Annotated in this window: 23 protein-coding genes and 1 pseudogene; 10 read left to right on the top strand and 14 right to left on the bottom strand. The window is 66.9% G+C overall.

Annotated elements, in window-relative coordinates:
• A pseudogene (locus tag NA4_RS41435) lies at positions 1–416 on the top strand (hypothetical protein); the annotation flags it as partial.
• A 10-nt stretch (positions 417–426) separates the two neighbouring features.
• Here NA4_RS41435 and NA4_RS19120 read toward each other — a convergent pair.
• The 4 genes from NA4_RS19120 to NA4_RS19135 form a co-directional block, all read right to left on the bottom strand.
• Positions 427–777 carry a hypothetical protein gene (locus NA4_RS19120; RefSeq protein WP_067471412.1) on the bottom strand — a complete coding sequence of 117 codons (351 nt, stop codon included), beginning with the start codon at positions 775–777 and terminating at the stop codon, positions 427–429.
• Positions 778–826: 49 nt separating this feature from the next.
• Entirely contained in the window at positions 827–2,485 is a 1,659-nt protein-coding gene (locus NA4_RS19125; protein ID WP_067471415.1) for a hypothetical protein, read from the bottom strand.
• 58 nt (positions 2,486–2,543) lie between these two features.
• Complete coding sequence (locus NA4_RS19130) at positions 2,544–2,855, bottom strand: hypothetical protein (protein WP_157129127.1); 312 nt, start codon at positions 2,853–2,855, stop codon at positions 2,544–2,546.
• 258 nt (positions 2,856–3,113) lie between these two features.
• Positions 3,114–3,587 (bottom strand): SLOG cluster 4 domain-containing protein, encoded by a 474-nt coding sequence (locus tag NA4_RS19135; RefSeq protein ID WP_084497230.1) that lies wholly within the window; start codon positions 3,585–3,587, stop codon positions 3,114–3,116.
• 219 nt (positions 3,588–3,806) lie between these two features.
• On the opposite strand from NA4_RS19135, the gene NA4_RS19140 reads away from it, so the two are divergent.
• Positions 3,807–4,994, top strand: a complete 1,188-nt coding sequence (locus NA4_RS19140; RefSeq protein ID WP_067471421.1) for a helix-turn-helix domain-containing protein — start codon at positions 3,807–3,809, stop codon at positions 4,992–4,994.
• Here NA4_RS19140 and NA4_RS19145 read toward each other — a convergent pair.
• On the bottom strand, positions 4,989–5,762 hold the full coding sequence (locus NA4_RS19145) for a class I SAM-dependent methyltransferase (RefSeq protein WP_245671483.1): 774 nt from the start codon (positions 5,760–5,762) through the stop codon (positions 4,989–4,991). The genes NA4_RS19140 and NA4_RS19145 overlap by 6 nt on opposite strands.
• A 252-nt stretch (positions 5,763–6,014) precedes the next feature.
• On the opposite strand from NA4_RS19145, the gene NA4_RS19150 reads away from it, so the two are divergent.
• From NA4_RS19150 to NA4_RS19155, 3 genes are read left to right on the top strand one after another with little or no spacing between them, the layout of a single operon-like run.
• On the top strand, positions 6,015–6,512 hold the full coding sequence (locus NA4_RS19150) for a DNA-directed RNA polymerase subunit beta (protein WP_067471428.1): 498 nt from the start codon (positions 6,015–6,017) through the stop codon (positions 6,510–6,512).
• Complete coding sequence (locus tag NA4_RS40515) at positions 6,505–6,741, top strand: hypothetical protein (protein ID WP_157129128.1); 237 nt, start codon at positions 6,505–6,507, stop codon at positions 6,739–6,741. The genes NA4_RS19150 and NA4_RS40515 overlap by 8 nt, the downstream gene beginning before the upstream one ends.
• Positions 6,738–6,953 (top strand): hypothetical protein, encoded by a 216-nt coding sequence (locus NA4_RS19155; protein ID WP_067471431.1) that lies wholly within the window; start codon positions 6,738–6,740, stop codon positions 6,951–6,953. The genes NA4_RS40515 and NA4_RS19155 overlap by 4 nt, the downstream gene beginning before the upstream one ends.
• A 132-nt stretch (positions 6,954–7,085) precedes the next feature.
• Here NA4_RS19155 and NA4_RS19160 read toward each other — a convergent pair whose 3' ends face one another.
• Positions 7,086–7,388, bottom strand: a complete 303-nt coding sequence (locus NA4_RS19160; RefSeq protein ID WP_067471434.1) for a DUF6802 family protein — start codon at positions 7,386–7,388, stop codon at positions 7,086–7,088.
• 199 nt (positions 7,389–7,587) lie between these two features.
• The gene (locus NA4_RS19165; RefSeq protein ID WP_067471437.1) at positions 7,588–8,358 is read right to left on the bottom strand and encodes an AraC family transcriptional regulator; all 771 of its coding nucleotides are present in this window, start codon (positions 8,356–8,358) and stop codon (positions 7,588–7,590) included.
• A 76-nt stretch (positions 8,359–8,434) separates the two neighbouring features.
• Between NA4_RS19165 and NA4_RS19170 the strand changes: the two genes are divergently transcribed.
• Positions 8,435–9,421, top strand: a complete 987-nt coding sequence (locus tag NA4_RS19170) for an alpha/beta hydrolase (protein WP_067471440.1) — start codon at positions 8,435–8,437, stop codon at positions 9,419–9,421.
• A gap of 13 nt (positions 9,422–9,434) precedes the next feature.
• Here the strand turns inward: NA4_RS19170 and NA4_RS19175 are convergent, their stop codons facing one another.
• Positions 9,435–9,626, bottom strand: coding sequence for a PspC domain-containing protein (locus NA4_RS19175; RefSeq protein ID WP_067471443.1), 192 nt, complete (start codon positions 9,624–9,626; stop codon positions 9,435–9,437).
• A gap of 147 nt (positions 9,627–9,773) precedes the next feature.
• Between NA4_RS19175 and NA4_RS19180 the strand changes: the two genes are divergently transcribed.
• A complete protein-coding gene (locus tag NA4_RS19180; RefSeq protein ID WP_067471521.1) occupies positions 9,774–11,429 on the top strand; it encodes an ABC-F family ATP-binding cassette domain-containing protein in 1,656 nt (551 codons plus the stop codon).
• A gap of 38 nt (positions 11,430–11,467) precedes the next feature.
• On the opposite strand, the gene NA4_RS19185 is transcribed toward NA4_RS19180, so the two are convergent.
• Both NA4_RS19185 and NA4_RS19190 read right to left on the bottom strand, forming a co-directional pair.
• On the bottom strand, positions 11,468–12,673 hold the full coding sequence (locus tag NA4_RS19185) for an RNA polymerase sigma factor (protein WP_067471446.1): 1,206 nt from the start codon (positions 12,671–12,673) through the stop codon (positions 11,468–11,470).
• A 12-nt stretch (positions 12,674–12,685) separates the two neighbouring features.
• The gene (locus NA4_RS19190; protein WP_067471449.1) at positions 12,686–13,066 is read right to left on the bottom strand and encodes a YciI family protein; all 381 of its coding nucleotides are present in this window, start codon (positions 13,064–13,066) and stop codon (positions 12,686–12,688) included.
• Between the two features lie 123 nt (positions 13,067–13,189).
• Here NA4_RS19190 and NA4_RS19195 point away from each other — a divergent pair, with 123 nt between their 5' ends.
• The 3 genes from NA4_RS19195 (at position 13,190) to NA4_RS19205 (ending at position 14,763) form a co-directional block, all read left to right on the top strand.
• Positions 13,190–13,900, top strand: coding sequence for a helix-turn-helix transcriptional regulator (locus NA4_RS19195; RefSeq protein WP_067471451.1), 711 nt, complete (start codon positions 13,190–13,192; stop codon positions 13,898–13,900).
• Between the two features lie 123 nt (positions 13,901–14,023).
• Positions 14,024–14,389 (top strand): VOC family protein, encoded by a 366-nt coding sequence (locus NA4_RS19200; RefSeq protein ID WP_169811068.1) that lies wholly within the window; start codon positions 14,024–14,026, stop codon positions 14,387–14,389.
• Positions 14,390–14,403: 14 nt separating this feature from the next.
• Complete coding sequence (locus NA4_RS19205) at positions 14,404–14,763, top strand: hypothetical protein (protein WP_157129129.1); 360 nt, start codon at positions 14,404–14,406, stop codon at positions 14,761–14,763.
• Between the two features lie 68 nt (positions 14,764–14,831).
• Here NA4_RS19205 and glmM read toward each other — a convergent pair whose 3' ends face one another.
• The 4 genes from glmM to NA4_RS42660 form a co-directional block, all read right to left on the bottom strand.
• Complete coding sequence (gene glmM / locus NA4_RS19210; protein ID WP_067471459.1) at positions 14,832–16,208, bottom strand: phosphoglucosamine mutase; 1,377 nt, start codon at positions 16,206–16,208, stop codon at positions 14,832–14,834.
• 345 nt (positions 16,209–16,553) lie between these two features.
• Positions 16,554–17,060, bottom strand: a complete 507-nt coding sequence (rpsI, locus tag NA4_RS19215) for a 30S ribosomal protein S9 (protein WP_084497232.1) — start codon at positions 17,058–17,060, stop codon at positions 16,554–16,556.
• The gene (gene rplM, locus NA4_RS19220) at positions 17,057–17,500 is read right to left on the bottom strand and encodes a 50S ribosomal protein L13 (RefSeq protein WP_040864934.1); all 444 of its coding nucleotides are present in this window, start codon (positions 17,498–17,500) and stop codon (positions 17,057–17,059) included. The genes rpsI and rplM overlap by 4 nt, the downstream gene beginning before the upstream one ends.
• Positions 17,501–17,677: 177 nt before the next feature.
• The gene (locus NA4_RS42660) at positions 17,678–19,414 is read right to left on the bottom strand and encodes a hypothetical protein (RefSeq protein WP_245671484.1); all 1,737 of its coding nucleotides are present in this window, start codon (positions 19,412–19,414) and stop codon (positions 17,678–17,680) included.
• Positions 19,415–19,464 lie beyond the last annotated feature (50 nt).

Genomic DNA, 19,464 nt, shown 5'->3' on the forward strand with positions numbered 1-19,464 from the left:
CGACGGCGCCGGCCGCCGAAGACATCGCTCCCAAGCTCGACCTGCCCGCGCTGATCTTGGCGGGCGCGACCGACATCACCTCGGTCAGCTCCAACGCCATCCCGCTGGCCATGGCATGGGACGGCCCCGCGATCCTGCGCGTCATCGACAAGGCCTCGCACAACGGCATCATCGAGGGCCGCCGCGTCCTCGCCGCGGTGGGTGCGGGCAAGCACGAACCCAAGGCGGCCCGCATCACCCGCGCTCTGCTGACCGGTTACCTGCTCGCGACGCTGGCGGGCGACAAGACCTACCGTCCCTTCGCCGAGCCCGAGGAAGCCATTCCGCATACCACGGTGATCGACCCCCGAGCGCCCCATGAAGAGGAGTCGCCGAAGCTGAAGGTGGGCCAGCTGGCGGCACTCCTGCGGCGCTGATCACCGCGGCTCAGATCAGCCAGCTCTTGCGCTGGTAGAACTTCGCCTCTTCGTCCTCCTCGTCGACCGGCGCCACTGTCTGGTTCGCTCTTCGGGCGGCCATCGATCGCGCGATGGCCTCTCGCTGCTCACGTGCCTCGGACTCCAGCCGTTCTTTCTCCTCGGCCTCGGCACGAGCTCGGTCCAGTTCGGCGGCATGCTCCGCCCGGAACTGGTCCATGTCGGCCGCCAGGTTGTCGGCGAATTCCCGGCCCCGCGCCGCGGTTTGCTCGTTGACCTCCTGGATCTCGTCGATCAGGATCGCCATCCGGCGCTGGTTCTCCTCGGCGAGTCGCCTCGCTTCCTCGGCGTAGTTCACCATGCGGCACCTCCTCGCTCATCCTGCGCCGTCGCGCCCACGGTGGCCGGGATCACAGCGGTCCGGCCTCGGCCAGTTCCGCCCCACTGTCGAACGGGGCCGCCGGTTGCGGTTCGCCCTGCTCCGGTTTCGCTTCGGCCTGCTCCGGTATCGGCTTCGGCCAACGCTCGCCGTCTTCTTCGCGGCGCGTGGTCGGCGGAGTTCCGGACGGCACGCCCGGCTGGCCGGTGCTCGGTTCAGGGGCGGGTGTCGCGTCGACCGGCTTGTCCTTGCCCTGCGTTCCAGGAGCCGGGATGTCGGCGGGCGGCGCGGGCTCTTTCGGCTCGTTCATCGAGATAACCGGTATCCCATGCTCGTTCAGCTCGAGCTCGAACTCTTGTTGCTTGCCCGCCTCATCGGACAAGACGAGTTTCAATTCGCCGTCCGAGCCCATCTCGAACGTCACATGTTTTCCGGCGATATCGAACTCGGCCTTCGGCTCGCCGTCTTTGGCGGGGTTCTTCGGATCGATGGTGTCTTTGAGCTTTTCGATCGCGTCATCGATTCCGCTCTTGATGGTTCCGCTCAGCGCGGAGATGCCTTGCTGAACCGTTTGGGCAAGACCGCTCGCTAGTGGCGACAGTCCCCCAGCCACCTGGCTGATCGCGGCCAAGCCGTCCAGTCCCGGCAGCTTGGGGGCAAGAGGGGCCGGAGTAGTCGGCATTGTCGGCGTTGCCGGTGTGGTGCTCGCGGGGACCGTGCTCGCGGGCACCGTGCTCGGTGCGGTGCTCGCCGGGACCGTGGAGGGCGACGGCGTGCCGGGGGTGCCCGGAGGCCCGGAAGGAGTGGGCTGGTTCTCGTTGCCGGGCTGGTTCTGGTTGCCGGGCGTGTCCTGGGACGGCTTCGTCGGCCCCTCCGGGCGCGGATAGGCACGGTCCGACACCGCCGCCAACGCATTGGCCAGGTTCTGGTACTGCTGCTTGAAGTGATCGTCGGTCTGATGGCAGGCGTCGATGTAGCGCGTCAGTTTGGCATCGAAGTCCCGTCTGAAGGGGTCGCGCAGCCAATCGTTGACTGTGTTGCGAACCTTTTCGCCGAGCGGACTGTCCAGCTGGAGATTGCCGAATTGCCCGGAAAGATCGAGTGCGGGGAAGATCCGGTAGAGGTCGCCTGCCTGCTTCCCGCTGATCCACTCGCGCGCATTGTGTACGTCGACAATGACTTTCACATCTTCCGGGGTCTTGCCGTCGATCTTCACGGCCCTGCTGCCTTTTCCCGAATCCTCCAGCAGCCCGAGTACCACGTCGGCTTTCGAGCCGACCGACTGGCGCAGTGAATTCGCCATCGGCTCGATCACCTTCCACGCATCCCTCGCGTGCTGCCGATCCTCATCGGCGAGGACGGACTGTTTGGTGAGCATGTCGAGCGCGGCGGTGGCCGCCGTTCCCTGCCACAGTCCGGGCAGGCGGCCGGTGTAGCCGCGTTGCGCCTCCCACTGGGTATCCACCTCTGCCAGGGCGGCTTTCAACGCTTCCCCCGCCTGCTCCACCTTCTCCACCCGCGTGCCGCGTTGCTCGTCGTACATCGCGAGCAGCTTGCCGAGATCCCCCCGGCCGCCGTTGTCGCCGAACGCCGCCTCGTACAGCGGCATGAACTCGATCCAGTACTGCAGCCCGTAACTGCCTTCGTCCAGGATGGCGTCGATCGCCTTACCCTGCCAGGAAACGGTCATGATTCCGGCTCCTCGAATGTCTGGTGTTCAGTGGAACACATGTCGTCATCCGGCAGCATCATGTCTTGGGTGTCTCCGCCGCGCGCTGCTGGTCGGTATCCGAGTACGCCACGACCGCCGCTCCCAGCGCGTCAGCGGTCGCGGTGGTGGCATCGCTCCAGTTCTTCAGCCACGCGCTGATCCGTTGCAACCCCTGATGCACCGCGATGCCCTGCGGCGCGTAGTTCCGGCCCGCATCGCCGCCCTCACCGAACATATTCTTGTCGACCCGTCCGGCCTGATCGCGGACCGAACCCGCCGATCGCCGATAGTCGTCCCCCAGTGCACCGAGTTCCCCCGTCCGAACCCCGACCATCTCCGACCCGCCCACGGTCCCCTCCGTCCTCGTAGTCTCAATTCGCCAGGCGCCGACTCTCCTTCGCGCCGACTGCTGCCATACTTCCTTCGACGCGACACACCGACATTCGGTTCCGCCGAATTCCGGTCGACTCGACGCCGAAAACCTAGTCTCCGCGCTCCCACCGCCACAACCAGTCCGGATCCGTACACGAGGCACGGACAGATGCCCGTCGCGGCTCCTGACCCGGCGCACAGCGGCCGGATCAGCGTGCCGAATCTCGTCGAACGATCAACCCGCCAACGCGATACGCACAGCTTCCCCTGGACTTTCGGCGACCTTCGACCCGACGACGGTATTGCCGTCGGCATCCGATAGCCGCCACCCGCCGAGAGAGACGACCGGAACCCCACCGCGCCGATTGGCCAGCGCCAGTTCCGACAACGTCCCCCATGAACCCCCGACAACGATCACCGCGTCGGCCGACCAGATCAGGATGGCGTTCCGGGCTTCACCCATGTTCGTGTACAGCACAGCGGAGAGGCCATCGCAAATCGCATCGTGGTCGGCATCGGGTCGCACACCGATGACCAAACCGCCTGCCTTGGCGGCGCCATCGGCGACCGCTGCCATGACGCCGGTTCCACCACCGCACAGCACGGTGGCGCCTGCCTCGGCCAGCAGCCGTCCCACCTCTCGCGCGTTCGTTTCCTCGGTATCACTGCAATGCCGAGGACCACAGACTGCGACCTGTACGGGCGGCACGGCGGCTACTCCTTACTGTGGATCTGCGCGATGTAGGTGGTGAACAGGCTAATTCGATCTTCGAGTTCGCGACCGGCTTGCGTACGCCGGTCAACGCTGAAGCGGCTCGGCGACGCTGTCTACGATCAGAATCACGCTGATCCTAGGAATTGACATCGTGTTTGGCGAATCTGTGGCAGTATCGCGTTGATCCGGACCAGGCTTGTTCGAGGTGCAGGGGTGGACAGACCGCAGCCGCTAGGACGGAAGATCGCCAGTCTCCGCAAAGCGCGAGGCTGGACGCAGGATGGTCTCGCGCTGCACCTACATCGGTCGGCATCCTGGGTCACCAAAGTCGAACGCGGTGTCCTCCACATCGACTCGATGTCGACGCTTCGCGAAATCGCCAAGGTGTTCAATGTCGCGGTGTCCGAGTTGTCCGAGGAAGTGGCTGAGGTCGCGAACCCAGTTGCTATGGATGGGAACTCCGAGCTCGTCCGGTTGCTCGACCGTCCTGCCCGCATGTTCACCCCCTGTGAACAGGCACGGTCGCAGCTGGAACTCACCAAGGCGGTGCTGTCACTGCGGCGCACGTACAACCAGTCCAGTTCGAAGTTCCTGTCGGCCGCTACAGAGCTACCACGCCTGATAATCGATGCCACGGCCTTGGCCGAGAATTGCAGATCGGCTCACGCTCGGTCGCGTGCGTATGCCACGCTGGCTAATTTGTATCGCTTGGGTGCATTGGAGTTCAGGCACCGCTACGACCACCTTCATGCTCGGCTGGCGTTGGACCGCGCCGCAGCAGCCGCCGAATATTCGGACAATCCGATCCTGATCGGTTCTGTCGCTGCGACGTTGACTACTGAATTGATGATCGGCGGCCACCCCGAAGAGGCGACTGCACTCGCTGAAGAGACTGCGAATCTGGTATCGAAAGGACCACTATCAATCGACGCGGAACACGTGATCGGCGTCTTGCGGCTCTACGGCGCACAGTCAGCGGCACGCTCGGGCTCCCGCATGAGCGCGATGCGCCTCCTGTCAGCGGCCGAGACTGTCGCGAGAACCGACACCGAACGCTATTTCCTTATCTTCGGGCCTGCCAACATAGCAGTCCAACGAGCAGGTATCAGCGTCGATCTGGAACGCCCGGCGGATGCACTCGAAGCGTGCTCCAGCCTGGACCCGGGGCTTCTGCGCAGCACCAACCGCGTTTGCTACTTCCAGCTTCACAAGGCTCGGGCTTATGGCATGGTTGGCGCGTTGGACGGTGCGGTCGTAGCGTTGACGGCCGCGTGGCAGGCAGCGCCGCACATTGTGGTGAACGACCCGCTGGGGCGCCGACAGGTTTCCGAACTGCTCGACAAGAAACGGACGTTTGACGCTCCACTGCGACGGATCGCCCACCAGATGAACTTGCTATGACGTGAGTTTGCGTGCGCGCAACGAGAAGAACAGAGGCAACTCGACCCCGCCCGGCAGAACGAATTCGCGGTCGGACATCTTCTCCAGGCACGGCCACGGCCGATCAAGCCAGGGAAACTCATGGAAGAATTCCAAACACATCCCAGCCTTGCCGATCGCCGTGATCAATTCGCCCGTGCTGTGCGTCCAGAGGTACTTGTCGGTCGATTCAACCTCGGCATCGGGGTCGGCGTAGGTACCGCGCACGTCATAGCGAATCGGCTCGCGACGGGGCCAGTACGGGCGATTCACGCGAATATCTGCCGAGGAGTCATCAAGTGCTTTGGCAATCGGGTGGATGTCGGTCAGGTAGAAAAACCCGCCTGGACGTAGGTAGTGGCTGACGATCTCGGCCCAACGGTCGAGGTCGGGCAACCATCCGAGGATCCCGCGGGAAGCGTAGACGACGTCCCAGGAACCGTGCAGATTCTCCGGCAGTCGCATGACATCCGAACATACGAACTCGGCGTCTGCGCCGACGTCCGCTGCCAGTGATCGCGCAATCTGCACGGCAACCGGAGAGAAGTCGACACCGGTCACCTTCGCACCCCGACGGGCCCAAGCGATGGAGTCGGTACCGATCTGGCACTGCAAATGCAGCATTGTCCGTCCGGTGACGTTGCCGACTTCGTCGATTTCGTAGGACCGTAGCTTTTCCGCCCCTGCCCGCACCGCGTCGACGTCGTACCAATCGCCGTCAGCGTGGATCGCTGCCCATTCGTCCCACAACGCTCGGTTCGCGTCGATTGCCGCTGAATTCGAGGTCATGTCGGCAGGATACCCAAGCGCCCGCCGCCGGGTAGGCGGCTGACAACATCCCTGCCAGTTGTCCGGCCCAGATCGAGTGACGCTCATTCAGCACCCGGCGCCGGGTTGATGCCGCGATAGCCCTGCGGCACACCGACCGCCGCGAGCGGCAGCCGGTGGCGCAAGCTCCTCGGCGTCGGGTGCTCATCATGCGACGAGCAGGGAGATGAGGGGATGGACGACACACGAATTCTGCCGATGGTGCAGGCCGATACGCCGACGACACGGTGCCGTTTCTACCGGCAGAGCTGCGGGCTACCAGCTATCGTTCAGCCCGAACTGGGCGGGCGAATCGTCGTGCTGGCAGGCAGCGTCGGCGCGATCACCATGCCTGCGCGGCTGGGTGGTGCGGTGAAGAGCCACATGCAGAGCCAGGGCGTGCGGCTCGGTCCGATCGTCTCGCATCCGCGTTCGAAACGGTGGACCTACATCGTCGTGCCGGATGTGCCCGACGAGGTGCGCTTGTTCGCCGAGTTGTTCCGGCTCGATGCGTACGTCACGCGCACTGGCGCGCAGATCGCGTTGCCGTCACCGGTCGGCCGCAGTGCCGGATTCCGAGTCTGGGTGATGCCGCCACGCAACGAGTTCCGCCCGTCGGGGATCGCGGTGGTCGAATCGATTCGCGAGTGCGCCGGACCCCCGGCTCCTGGGAAGGCGGCAATCCATGCCTGAGTCCGCATATGGTGCGTCGATTCGGTTGTCGGCCTGTCTGGGTGCGGTTTACCAGGGGACCGACACGCTCGTCTTCGTGGGGTGCCCACGCTGCGTTGGGGTGGCTCCGGTGGCCGACGGCGTGCTGGGCGAGCACACCGGGCTGGCGGGCAACGACTGCCCCAATACCGTGGTCCACGTGATCGACGACCTGTTCGATCCCCGCGAGCGGACGGGTGAGAAATCGTGAGCGTCAACCCATCCCCACGACCGGAAGAACCCGACATACACCTGAGCATCTTCCTGCACGGCCTTCGTATGGACTTCGCCGCGTGCCTGACCGCCGCATCCTTGTTCGCGCGGGACTGGCATGTCCACCACGGGCCCGACACAGTAACCGTGATTCCCGGCGACACCACAGGACTCCGGCGCCTGCCGTGCGAACGCCTCTATCTGCCCTGACCTGCGATTTGAAGGTCAAGAGACCCTCTACCAGGCAGTGGAGAACTATCAACGAAAGCCACCCGAGCGATCAACGCCGACACCGCGACGGGCTAGGACGATCCAGCCGGCGGCGAGGATAGTGAGTTCGGGCTAGCCGATCTTGCCCTTGTCCGTGCGGACCCATTCGGACGTGCCGTCGGGGTGGCGATGGAATTCCCATGCGGAGTAGTCGCCGTCTTTCTCCACGATCGTGACGTGGTCGGCGAAGCCGTCGTGGTCGTAGTCGGTCCAGACCTGCATCGCCTCGTCACCGGTCGTCGTGACGGTGTCGAGGGTGCCGTCGCCGTCGATGTCCTGAGTGGGGTGGTGCAGTTCGACCGCGCCCAATCCGTTCAGTGACGAGGACGCGTCGATCCCGGGTATGTCCAGACCCGGGAATTCCGAGGTGATCATTGCAACTCCTCAGCGCGAATCGTGCGATGGTGCGGCGCCGCACCAGCGGCATTGCTCCATCCTGACACCCGCGCGGGCTCGACGCATCCCCGAGGCTCACCGAATCAACGCAGCACGGATGCCCCGTCGCTCGATACCCGGGGAAGAAGCGTGTCTCGCGTCACGGAATGGCCAGGAAGCCGAAACAGACAGGCGCGGGCTAGGTTCCGAGGTCGAAGCGGATGCCGGAGCGCAGCAGTGTCGTGGCGGACAGTCCGAACATGTGGTGAAAGGTTTCGCTGAAGTGGGACGGGGTGGCGAAACCGGCGTCGGTGGCCGAGCGGGTGAGGTCGCGGCCGGTCGCGGCGTCCCGGAGCGCGTGGACGACGCGGGTCCACCGTTGATAGCCGCGGAATGTGGTGCCGGACCGCTGGGCGAACAGGCGGAGGAAATGGGTGGTGGACAGGCCCAGGTTCGCGGCGATCGTGTCGGCCCGGAACGTCTGATTCGGATTCCGGCGGATCGCGGCGGCGGCCCACTCGATCCGCGGATCGGCGACCGGTGCCCGACCAGCGATGGCTTGGGCGAAGATCCGATCCGGATCCACGTCATCGCCACGGCACAGCTCGACGAGCTCTTGTTCCCGCCGGTGGGCGAGACCGTAGGGCCCGGCGGTCGCCGTCATCTCTCCCGCGATTCCGGTGGCGGGCGTACCCGCGGGATCGACGAATAGCAGCAGAATCCACCTCTCGGGGGCGACGACGCGGTGCGACGCGCGGGCCGGAGCGAACGAACTGAGCGCGCGTATCTGCCCGTGTGCGGCGGTCTCCAGGACGAACGGCCCGTCCAGGCCGACGCTGAGCACCGCGACCGAGACGGAATGCAGGTCGACGCCGAGCTCCGGCCCGATGTAGCCGACATGGCCCGGCCGCAGCCACACCATCGGCGACATTGCCGGACCGCACATTTCCGAAAGCGCACCCACGGTCACAGCTGTCAGGGTATCGCTACGCCGCCGGGAACACGGCGGACGACGAAGACCATCACGAACAACCCGGAGGCACGTCATGCGAGGCAAAGTTCCACCACGAGTCCGAATTCTCACCGCACTCACACCTGAGCCGGACTGGGCTTCGATCACCGCCGAACAGGTCATCGAATTGCGTGAAGCGCAGAACCGCAAGCGCCGGTCCGCGCTCGGCAGACTGGTCACCGGCAGGCCCGATCGTGGTGCACGAATCACCGCACACGTACTCGAGCTACCGGGGCGTCGGCTGAACGTTCGCGTGTACCAGCCCGAGCGGGCTGATTCGGCGCTGCCGCTGATCGTCGCGTTCCACGGCGGCGGATTCATCCTCGGCGCACCGGACCAGGACGACTGGCTCCTCAGCCACCTGGCGGCCAAGTGTCCGGCGGTGGTCGCCTCGGTCGACTATCGGTTGGCACCCGAGCACCCGATGCCTGCACCCGTCGAAGACGCCTTCGATGCCGTACGCCGCCTTGTCGAGCTGGCCCCGGTGTGGGCAGCCGATCCCGCTCGCATCGGCCTGCTCGGTGCCAGCGCGGGAGCTACACTCGCGGCTCTCATTGCGATCAAGGCGGACGAACTCGGACTGCCGGTGCGCACCCAGGTACTGATCAATCCGCAGCTCGACTGGACCGATCGTGTCTTCGAGTACCCCTCGTTCACCGAAAACGCGGACAGCCCGACCGCGACACCGGCCAATTGCCGTGCGGTGCAGCGCATTGTGCTTCCGGAATCGTTCGACCCTCGTACGATCTCACCATTGCACAGCGACAACCTCGCGGGGCTCGCCCCGGCCCTGATCCAAGCCGTGGGTACGGACCCGCTGGAAGACCAGGCTCCGGCCTATGCCGACCGCCTGCGGCAGGCGGGAGTCGAAGTGACGCTGACTCACTACCAGGAAGCGGTGCACGCCTTCCTGAGCATGCCGGGACTGGTCCCCGCGGCCCATCCCGCACGCGCTGAGATCCTCGCTCACCTGCGCGGCCACCTGTTGGCGACGGAATCGACGAAGACGGGAGCTCGATGACCCCCCAGCGGAATCATTTCTTCGGCATCAGGAGCCACAGCACCAGGTAGATGATGAACTGCGGCCCCGGCAGCAGGCACGAAACCACGAACAGCAACCGGACGACGTTGGCGTTCCAGCCGAGGTACTCGGCGATGCCACCGCAGACGCCCGCGATCCACTTGTCCTGGGTCGAGCGGGCGAAGCGACGGGTAGGGACGGTCATTGGTCTTCCCTCTCTGGCGATGATCGCTACGACCTCCACTGTGCCCGCCTGCACATCCCCTGGCATCGGTACAGCGGCCGATACCGACCCTGATTTCTCCCGGGGCCGACCTCAGGGTGCAACCCCGAGCACGGCAGACTCGTGCAGGTGAGCACCACTCTGCATGCCCGAGACCTGTCGGCCGGTCACGGCGCGCGCACACTGTTCGCCGACCTCGACCTGACCCTCGCGCCGAGTGACGTGATCGGCCTGGTCGGGGTGAACGGCGCGGGCAAGTCGACGCTGCTGCGGATGCTCGCCGATCAGCGCACGCCGACGGGCAGCATCACGCTCAGTCCGCCGGACGCGACAGTGGGCTATCTGGCCCAAGAGGCGCAGCGGGTGCCCGGGGAGACCGTGCTCGAGTTCCTCGGCCGCCGAACGGGAGTCACGGCGGCGCAACAGGCAATGGACGCGGCGGCCGAGCACCTCGCCGAAGGCGGCCAGGACGAGTACTCCCCTGCGCTGGAACGCTGGCTCGCTCTCGGCGGCGCCGACCTGGACCAGCGTGCCCATGAGGTGGCCGCCGACCTCGGCCTCGCCGACAGCCTCCCGAACGGCCTGGACACTCCGATGACCGGCTTGTCCGGCGGCCAGGCCGCGCGCGCCGGACTGGCCTCGGTCCTGTTGTCCCGCTTCGACATCCTGCTGCTGGACGAGCCGACCAACGATCTGGACCTGGACGGCCTGGCACGCTTGGAGCAGTTCGTCGCAGGCGTCCGGGTCCCGCTGATGGTGATCAGCCATGACCGGGAGTTCTTGGCGCGCACTGTGAATCGCATCGTGGAGCTGGACCTCGCCCAGCAGCAGGTCGGGCTGTACGACGGCGGCTACGAGTCGTACTTGATGGAGCGGGAGATCGCTCGGCAGCACGCACGCGAGGCTTACGAGGAGTACGCCGACACCAAGGCGGGCCTGGAAGCACGCGCGCAGATGCAGCGCAATTGGCTCGAACACGGCGTCCGCACCGCGCGCCGGAAGGCGCGCGACCCCAGGAAGCTGGACTCGGACAAGGCGGGTCGCAAGATGCGTGCCGAATCCACCGAGAAGCAAGCGGCGAAGGCCAGGCAGACCCAGCGCCGCATCGAGCGACTCGACGTGGTGGAGGAGCCGCGCAAGGAGTGGGAGTTGCGGATGAGCATCGCCGCGGCACCGCGCAGTGGCTCGGTGGTCGCCACACTGTCCGCAGCGACCGTCACCCGTGGTGATTTCACGCTCGGCCCGATCAGTACCCAGATCGAATGGGCCGACCGCATCGTGCTCACCGGGGCCAACGGCTCCGGAAAGTCCACCCTCCTGGGCATGCTGCTGGGCAGGATCCAGCCGGACTGCGGAACCGCGAACCTGGGCTCCGGCGTCGCGATCGGCGAGGTCGACCAGGCGCGCGGACTGTTCCGCGGAACCGCGGCGCTGTCCGATACCTTCGGCGCCGAACTGCCGGACTGGCCGGAAGCGGAGGCGCGCACGCTCCTGGCCAAGTTCGGCCTGCGCGGTCCGCACGTGCTTCGTCCCTGCGACACGCTCTCCCCGGGCGAGCGCACCCGCGCCGCCCTCGCGCTGTTGCAGGCCCGCGGCGTCAACCTGCTCGTACTGGACGAGCCGACCAACCACTTGGACCTGCCCGCCATCGAACAGCTCGAGCAGGCCGTCGAATCCTTCACCGGCACATTGCTGCTCGTCACGCACGACCGCCGCATGCTCGACACCGTCCGCGCGACACGGCGCTGGCACATGGCCGCGGGCGTCCTCACCGAGACGCTCTGAGCGCGAGATCTCCGGCCGGAACCCGATGGGACGGCCGTTCAATCACTCCGCGCGATGGTTTCGCTCTGTTCGCGCAGGAACTGAACCGTTGGTTCCGTTCGGGCCAGTTCCGCGGCGCGGGAGTAGGCTTCCGCGGCCTCCGCATTCCGGCCGAGCCTGTGGAGCATGGACCCGCGTGCCGCATGCCATGGGTGGTAGCCGGCCAGGTCGCGGGCGAGTTCGTCGAGGAGCCGCAAGCCATAGTCGGCTCCGCGGGTTTCGGCCATGGCGACGGCTCGGTTGAGCGCGACGACGGGTGTCGGCATGGCGGTCATCAGTCTGTCGTAGAACCGGGTGATCGAGGGCCAGTTCGTTTCGTCGTAACTGCGTGCCGCACAGTGCAGCGCTTGGATCGCGGCTTGGAGTTGGAACGGCCCGGGGTGCCCCCGTCGCATGCAGGCGAGTACGAGCGCCTGCCCTTCGGCGATGAGGGAGTGGTCCCACAACGCCCGATCCTGGTCCTTCAGGAGCACCAGGCCACGCTCGTCTTCGCGTGCCGGCACGCGAGCGTCGTTCAGCAGCATCAGTGCCAGCAGGCCGATTGCCTCCGGCTCGTCGGGTATCAGGTCGGTCAGCAGCCTGGCGAGTCGAATGGCCTCTGCGCGTAGGTCGCTGCGCCGGATGTCGTCCGCGCCGGCGTTGTAGACCAGATACAACACCGAGAGCACCGCCTGCAGCCTGTTCGGGAGTTCGGCATCGTCCGGCACCCGATAGGGAATGTGCGCCGCTTTGATCTTGTACTTCGCCCGCAGTAAGCGCTTCGCCATGGTCTCTTCACTCACCAGGAACGCCGCGGCCACTTCAGACGGTGTCAGTCCCGCGATCAGCCGAAGGGTGAGGGCCACTCGGTGCTCGATTCCAATGGCAGGGTGGCAACACGTGAAGATGAGCCTCAGTTGGTCGTCACGCACGGGGTGGGAATGCTCAGGAGCCGACAAGGCTCGGAGCCGGTCGGACGCGATCTCCTCGGTGAGCTCGCGTCCGCGCCTGCTCCGGCGGACGACGTCGATCGCACGATTCCGCGCGGTGGTGACGATCCAACCTGCGGGGTTGTCCGGGACACCGTCCCTCGGCCACCGTTGAACGGCCGTCACGAAGGCGTCCTGCACGGCATCCTCGGCCAGCGTGATGTCGCCGAACAACCGGGTGAGCGTTGCTATGGCCTGCCCGTGCGCCGCACGAAATGCCCGCTCGACCTCGTCCATCCACCGGCCCCGTCAGTGACCGGCCGGTACCCGGCCGGTCGCTCGGAACGGCCGCACCTCGATGTCGTGGTTGGTGGCCTCGACGACCTTCTCCGCCCACGCCAGGGCCGCATCGAGATCTTCGGCGTTGATGATGTAGAAACCGCCGATGTGCTCCTTCGCCTCCACGAAGGGACCATCGGTGGTCACCTTGTCGAGGCCGGTTCCGCCCCTGACCACCGTGGCCGCGTCGGGACCGTGCAACGCGCCCCCGAACGCGAAGGCGCCGGCCCGATCCATCTCCTCCTCCAGGGCGATCAACCGCCCCATGAAGGCTTCCATCTCCTCCGGTGTGGCAGGCGCCCCCACGGCCTTTCCCTCGACCTCGTACATCGATAGCAAGTACTGGTTCATCTGATCTCCTGTACGCGGGACCATCCCGCTCCGACCTAATGACGAACGGCAAGGACAACAACAGGACAACTCGGGGAAGAATCTCTCGCCATTCTTGTCCCCGCCGCCGTTTAGCATGCGCGTATGAACCGGATCGACCGCTTCTACGCCCTCGTCGAGGAACTGCGCGCCGCAGGACCGAGGGGGCGTACGGCGCGGCAATTGGCCCGGCACTTCGAGGTCAGCGTCCGGACCATCGAGCGCGATCTCAGTGCCCTCGGGCAAGCCGGGGTGCCGCTCGCGACCAAGCAGGGGCGCTCCGGCGGCTACACGCTGGACCGGTCCATGAGCCTGCCGCCCTTGAACTTCACTCCGCGGGAGGCCGCAGCCGTCGCGGTGGCGCTCAGCCGGAGCGAGCACGTGCTCTTCAAGAAGGACGCTCGCAGCGCCCTCCAGAAGATCATGTCGGCAATGCCGGAGCAGGCGCTCGCCGAGGCACGGTCCACTGCCGAGAAGGTGCGACTGCTGGTACAGCCTGCTCCAGACCCCGACGCCGAGGTCGCCGAGACCATTTGGCGTGCCGTCCGCGACAATCACGTGCTGCGGATCCACTACATCGACGTGGGCGGAGTCGAGACCGAGCGAATGGTCGAGCCACAGCACGTCGTCGTCGGGCCCAACGGCTCCTACCTCGCCGCCTGGTGCCACCTACGAAGAGACGACCGGGTATTCCGCATGGACCGCATCATCCGTGCCGAGCGGGAACCGGCCCCGCCGCGCCATCAGCGCGTCACTCCCGAGCTGCACGTGGACGGGCACGAGATGAAGCTACCTGCGAGGGAACTGGGTCCCTGAGATCTTCTGCCAAACACCGACATAGGGCTGTCGCGAACCCGCGAGACAGTGAGTTCGGCCCGCCGCGCTGGCGGGTGATCCGAGCAGAAGGAGAGAACAGTGACCAACCCCGCTCCAGGAACGGTGGCCTGGTTCGAGATAGCCACCAGCGACGCCGGCAGCGCCGAGAAGTTCTATGGCAGCCTGTTCGACTGGTCCTTCGAGGCCGATGGCCCCTCGGCCGCCGCAGGGATCGACTACCACAACATCAAGGCCTCCGGCGCCGAAACGCCGATGGGGGGCATCATCGGTACCGGAGGGCAGCTTCCGAACCACGCCGTGTTCTACATCTTGGTGGCAGACGTCGACGCCACCTGCGCCGATGCCGAGCAACTCGGGGGATCGGTTGTCAGAAAGAACCTCGATTCAGGGCCGGGTGTGCCTGCGTTCGCCTATCTGCGTGACCCGGTAGGCAACATGTTCGCCGTGTTCACACCGCCAGCGGGCTGATGGCGAGGCATCACGTGGGAGCGTCGCCGTCGGACCGGTCCGGCGGTGACGCCCGCGACCTCTACGACGAACTCACCGATGACCTGCTCTACGACCCGGCCATCGGCCGGGCCACCATGATGGGTTACCCATGTGTGCGGCTGGCGGGCAGGTTCCTGGCATCCATCGACGACAAGTCCGGCTCCCTTGTGGTCAAGCTTCCTCGCGAGCGCGTCGCCGAGCTGGTCGACAGCGGCACCGGAGAGCCGTTCGCGCCGGCCGGGAAGGTCTTCCGCGAGTGGGTCGCGATCCCAACTGTCGATCGCGAACTCTGGCGAACACTGCTCGACGAAGCCGCCGCCTTCGCGCGGAGGTCGCTGACGGAGAAGCGATGAACTCTCGAGCGGGAGGGGACTCGCCAGCGGGAACCATCGAGGGCCCGCAAACGCAGGCGCTGCCGAAACTACACAGCGGCAACCCGTTTGGCGAGATCGTCCGCCAATTGCCGTGCCTGCGCCAAGTCGGTGGCCTCCACCATGACCCGCACCAATTCCTCGGTGCCGCTGGGACGCAATAGGACTCGGCCGGAGTCGCCGAGCATCCGCTCCGCCTCCTGCACCGCCGCCCGCACCTCGGGCGCCCGCGCGACCAGGGATTTGTCGCCCACCGGCACATTCACCAAGACCTGTGGCACGGTGTGCAGCACGCTCGCCAGATCCGCCAGGGTGCGCCCGGTCCGCGCCATCCTGGCCATCAACCGCAATCCGGTCAGGATGCCGTCGCCGGTGGTGCCGTAGCGCGGGAAGACCACGTGTCCCGACTGCTCGCCGCCCAGCGTGAATCCGCCGCGCCGCAACTCCTCCAGCACATAGCGGTCGCCGACTGCGGTGGTGCGCACGGTGATTCCGGCGGCCCGCATGGCGATGTGCAGGCCGAGGTTGCTCATCACCGTGGCGACCAGGGTGTCGTGGGCCAGTCCGCCCGCCTCGTGCATGGCCAGGGCCAGAATCGCCAGAATCGCGTCGCCGTCCACGATGGTGCCACTGGCATCGACGGCCAGGCAGCGGTCGGCGTCGCCGTCGTGCGCGAGGCCGAGATCGGCGCCATGCTCCAGCACCGCGGCCCGGACCTGGTCGAGATGGGTGGAGCCGCAGCCGTCGTTGATGTTCAGCCCGTCGGGCTCGGCGTTGATGGCGATGACGGTCGCGCCTGCCTCGCGATAGGCAGCGGGTCCCACCTCCGCGGCGGCGCCGTGTGCGCAGTCGACCACGACGGTCAGTCCGGACAAAGCCTGTCCGGTCGCTTCCACCAGGTGTTCCACGTAGCGCTCATGGGTGCCCGCGAGGCTGTATTGGTCCGGGATGACCAGCCCGTGATCGCGTGCGCCCGCCGCGTTGCGCACTCGGCCGATCCCCGCGCCGGTCGGGCGGAACGGCGTGTCCGCGGCGATGAGCGCCTCGATCCGGTCCTCGATCGCGTCATCGAGTTTGTGCCCGCCCGCGGCGAAGATCTTGATGCCGTTGTCCGGCATGGGGTTGTGCGAGGCGGAGATCATCACGCCGAGACACGCGTCGTACAAACCGGTGAGGTAGGCGACGGCGGGCGTCGGCAACACGCCCACCGACAGCACGTCCACTCCCGCCGCGGTCAGACCGGCGGTTACGGCGGCCTCCAGCATCTCGCCGCTGGCCCGTGGGTCGCGTCCGACCACCGCGAGCGCGCGATTCTTGCCGCGACTCAGGATCTGCGCGGCCGCACCGGAAACCCGCAGCGCGAACTCCGGACTCAGCGACTCGTTGGCAAGCCCGCGGACTCCGTCGGTGCCGAACAAACGTCCCATACCTCGCCTTACGTCGGTCGATCTGCGGTGTGAGCGACGCCGGAAGTGCAGTCCGAGTCACCACAAAGGCCCCGCGCTCACCACTTGTTTCACCCTGCGGTGAGCGCGGCGGCCCTGGAGGCCGCAACCATGTCGACCACCGAAAGCCGCGAACACCGCAAGTTCATACAGCACGAGAGCAGGCGACCAGCTGTTCGCTGGGAGCCTGCTCTCGTACAGCTGCCGCGTCGACCGTACCGTATGGACGCAGCGAAAGCGGGACCCTTGACGGGTTGCGCGAGCTTCGCCTCCAAAACGCATCCGACGTCGCCGGGACGCCGGATGCGATGGTCGACGCTGCCGAAATCAGCGCTTCGAGTACTGCGGCGCCTTGCGCGCCTTCTTCAGGCCGTACTTCTTGCGCTCGGTGGCGCGCGGGTCACGGGTCAGGAAGCCGGCCCGCTTCAGGGCGGGACGATCCTCCGGGGTGACCTCGATCAGCGCGCGGGCGATGGCCAGCCGCAGGGCGCCTGCCTGGCCCGACGGGCCGCCGCCGACCAGGCGGGCGTGCACGTCGAACGACTCGGTGCGCTCGACGGTCACCAGCGGCGACTTGACCAGCTGCTGGTGCACCTTGTTCGGGAAGTAATCCTCGATGGTGCGGCCGTTGAGCACGAAGTTGCCGCTACCGGGCAGCAGGCGGACGCGGACCACGGCCTCCTTGCGGCGGCCGACGGTCTGCACCGGGCGGTCGATGACGACCGGCGAGTACGCCGGCGAGCTCTCGCTCTCCTCGTAGCCCGCGCCGTCCTCGACGGCTTCGGCGTCGAACTCCTCGGCGTAGTCCTCGTTGATTTCCTCGGGAGCGGTCACTGGGCCACCTGCTTGATCTCGAACGGAATGGGCTGCTGGGCGGCGTGCGGATGCGTCGGGCCCGCGTAGACCTTCAGCTTGCCCGCGATCGCGTTGCCGAGCTTGTTCTTCGGGATCATGCCCTTCACGGCCTTCTCGACGAGCCGATCGGGCCGAGTCTCCAACACCTGACCGACGGTCCGCGACTTGAGGCCGCCCGGGTGCCCGGAGTGGTGGTGGATCAGCTTGTCCTGCCGCTTGTTGCCACTGATGGCAACCTTGTCGGCGTTGATGATGATGACGAAATCGCCACCATCGACGTGCGGAGCGTAGGTCGGCTTCGTCTTGCCACGCAGCAGATTTGCTGCCTGAACGGCGAGACGGCCGAGCACTACGTCAGTGGCGTCGATGACGTACCACTTCCGGGTCACGTCACCCGCCTTCGGGCTGTACGTAGGCACAGTGCTTCCCTGTCTGTCGTCGGTGTTGCCAGCCGAGCATGTGGTCGAGGTGTTCCCGGCGGCCGGTGGAGACCCGGGACCCGGCGGACGACCGGACGATTCACCAGGAGGTCGACCGGGCGTTCCACACGCCAACGAGCCACGATACCAGCGGGGTAGCGCCGGAAAGAAATCGCGTCAGATCTCGATCGGCGGGCCGAGGTCGATGGCACCGGGCGGCCCCGGGACCAGGTAACGCAGGGTATCGATGCCCGGCCGCCCGCAGTCCGGGTCGCCGGCCTGGTCTTCGGAGAGGCGGCCCTTGGCGGTGGCGATGCCCGGCTTCGGCTGGTTGATCGCGTAGGGCGTCAGCGGGCACGCGATCGGCTCCGCCTCGCCCCGAGCCGCCGCCTCGTCGAGGGTGATCGCACCCGCCTCGAAGCCTGCCGAGCGCGCGGTCAGCTCGGCCTGATCCGTACCGGCCGGAAGCGCGACCACGGCCAGCGCCACCGCGCCGGCAACGGTATTGGCCCCGAACAGATTGCCCTTCATCTTGTTCCAGACCTTGCCCTTGCGGCGCCGATCGTGGGCGTCATCGGACTCCGCGCCGGATTCCTGCCACGAACCGTGGCCCGGTTGCTCCTGCGCGCCGTGGTACGGCTGCTGTTCGGATGCTCCTTGATACGGCGGCCGCGCCCCGAGCGGTGGCACCGGGCCACCGGGCGGCGGACCGGCGAACTCGCCCTGCGAACGTTCTGGCGCGCTGCCGCGCTGATCGTCCGGCGCGCTCGGTGGCCGAGTGAACCGGCTGCCGAGCTCGGCGAGGTTCGGCGGGAGACCGCGCGGCACCTCGTCGCGACCCATCCTGGTCGTCGTCTCGTCGTGCTGGGTGGGGTATCCCGGGCCGTATTGGACGCCGGGCACCGGCCGGGGCGGCGCAGGCTCCGAACCGCGCTGGCCAGGGTCCGGCTGCTGCTGCGGAGTCTCCGGTCGCGGCGCGTATTCGGCCTGCTGGCGAGGGTCCACCGGACGCTGCGGGACGGGCGCCGGTTCGGTGACAGGCCTGCCCGGCGGCTCCGGTTCGGCCGCCTCGGTGTCGCTCACCAGCAGATGTACCGCGCCGAGCACGAGCGCGTGCATGGGATGGTCGGCCACGTGCAAGCGGTGCCCGAGATGGTTCTGGAAGGCCAGGCGTAACGCGTCGTTGAAGCGCACGTTGCCCGATAGCAGGACCGTCGAGGTATCCGCGCCGATCGAGCGGGCGGCGGCCATCACCTCGATCACGACGTTGTCCGCGGACCGGGCATCGCGCATGGCTTCGGCGTCGACCGGGACCTCGACCGACTCGGTGGGCTGTTCGTCGTCGCCGTGCACCGCGACCACCAGCATGCTCCGGCCGTCGGAGTACACGCCGGTCGCGCCGATGCCATTCGGCCTGGACCGGTCCGGTGGATGTACCAGCCCGAGCGCGCGGATGTAACCCGACAGCGCCACGCTTTCGGGCAGCGGCTCGACGATGACGTCGAGCTGCTCCACCATCGACGCGTAGATCTCCACCTTCTCGTCCGGCCAGCCGTCCGGGAAGGGCAGTGCCACCAGGTCCGGCTTGCCGCGCAGGTGCTTGCCGATCTCGGCGAGCGGGTTGTACATCCGCGCGCGGAACACCAGCTCGGCGGGCCACGTCGCGCCCGCCACCACGATCTGCGGATGCCCCAGGATGTCGCGCACGTCGGCGATCGCCATCCCGAGATCGGGCCGGTTGCGTTCCACACCGGCGGTGTGCAGCCGGCCCGACGCATCCGCAAGCAGATACGCCGGCGGCGTCCACACACCCTCCACCTGCACCGGGCGGATCGGAATGCCACCGCCGCCCGCCGCCACGGACACCACATCCCAGCCGAGATGCACTGCCCCTACTCGCACCGTCACAGGCATCAGTCTGCCCGGTTCGTGGCCGAGATGCTCGCCGTTGCGGCTCGGCCCCG

This window comes from Nocardia amamiensis NBRC 102102 (assembly GCF_001612745.1).
GTDB lineage: Bacteria > Actinomycetota > Actinomycetes > Mycobacteriales > Mycobacteriaceae > Nocardia > Nocardia amamiensis.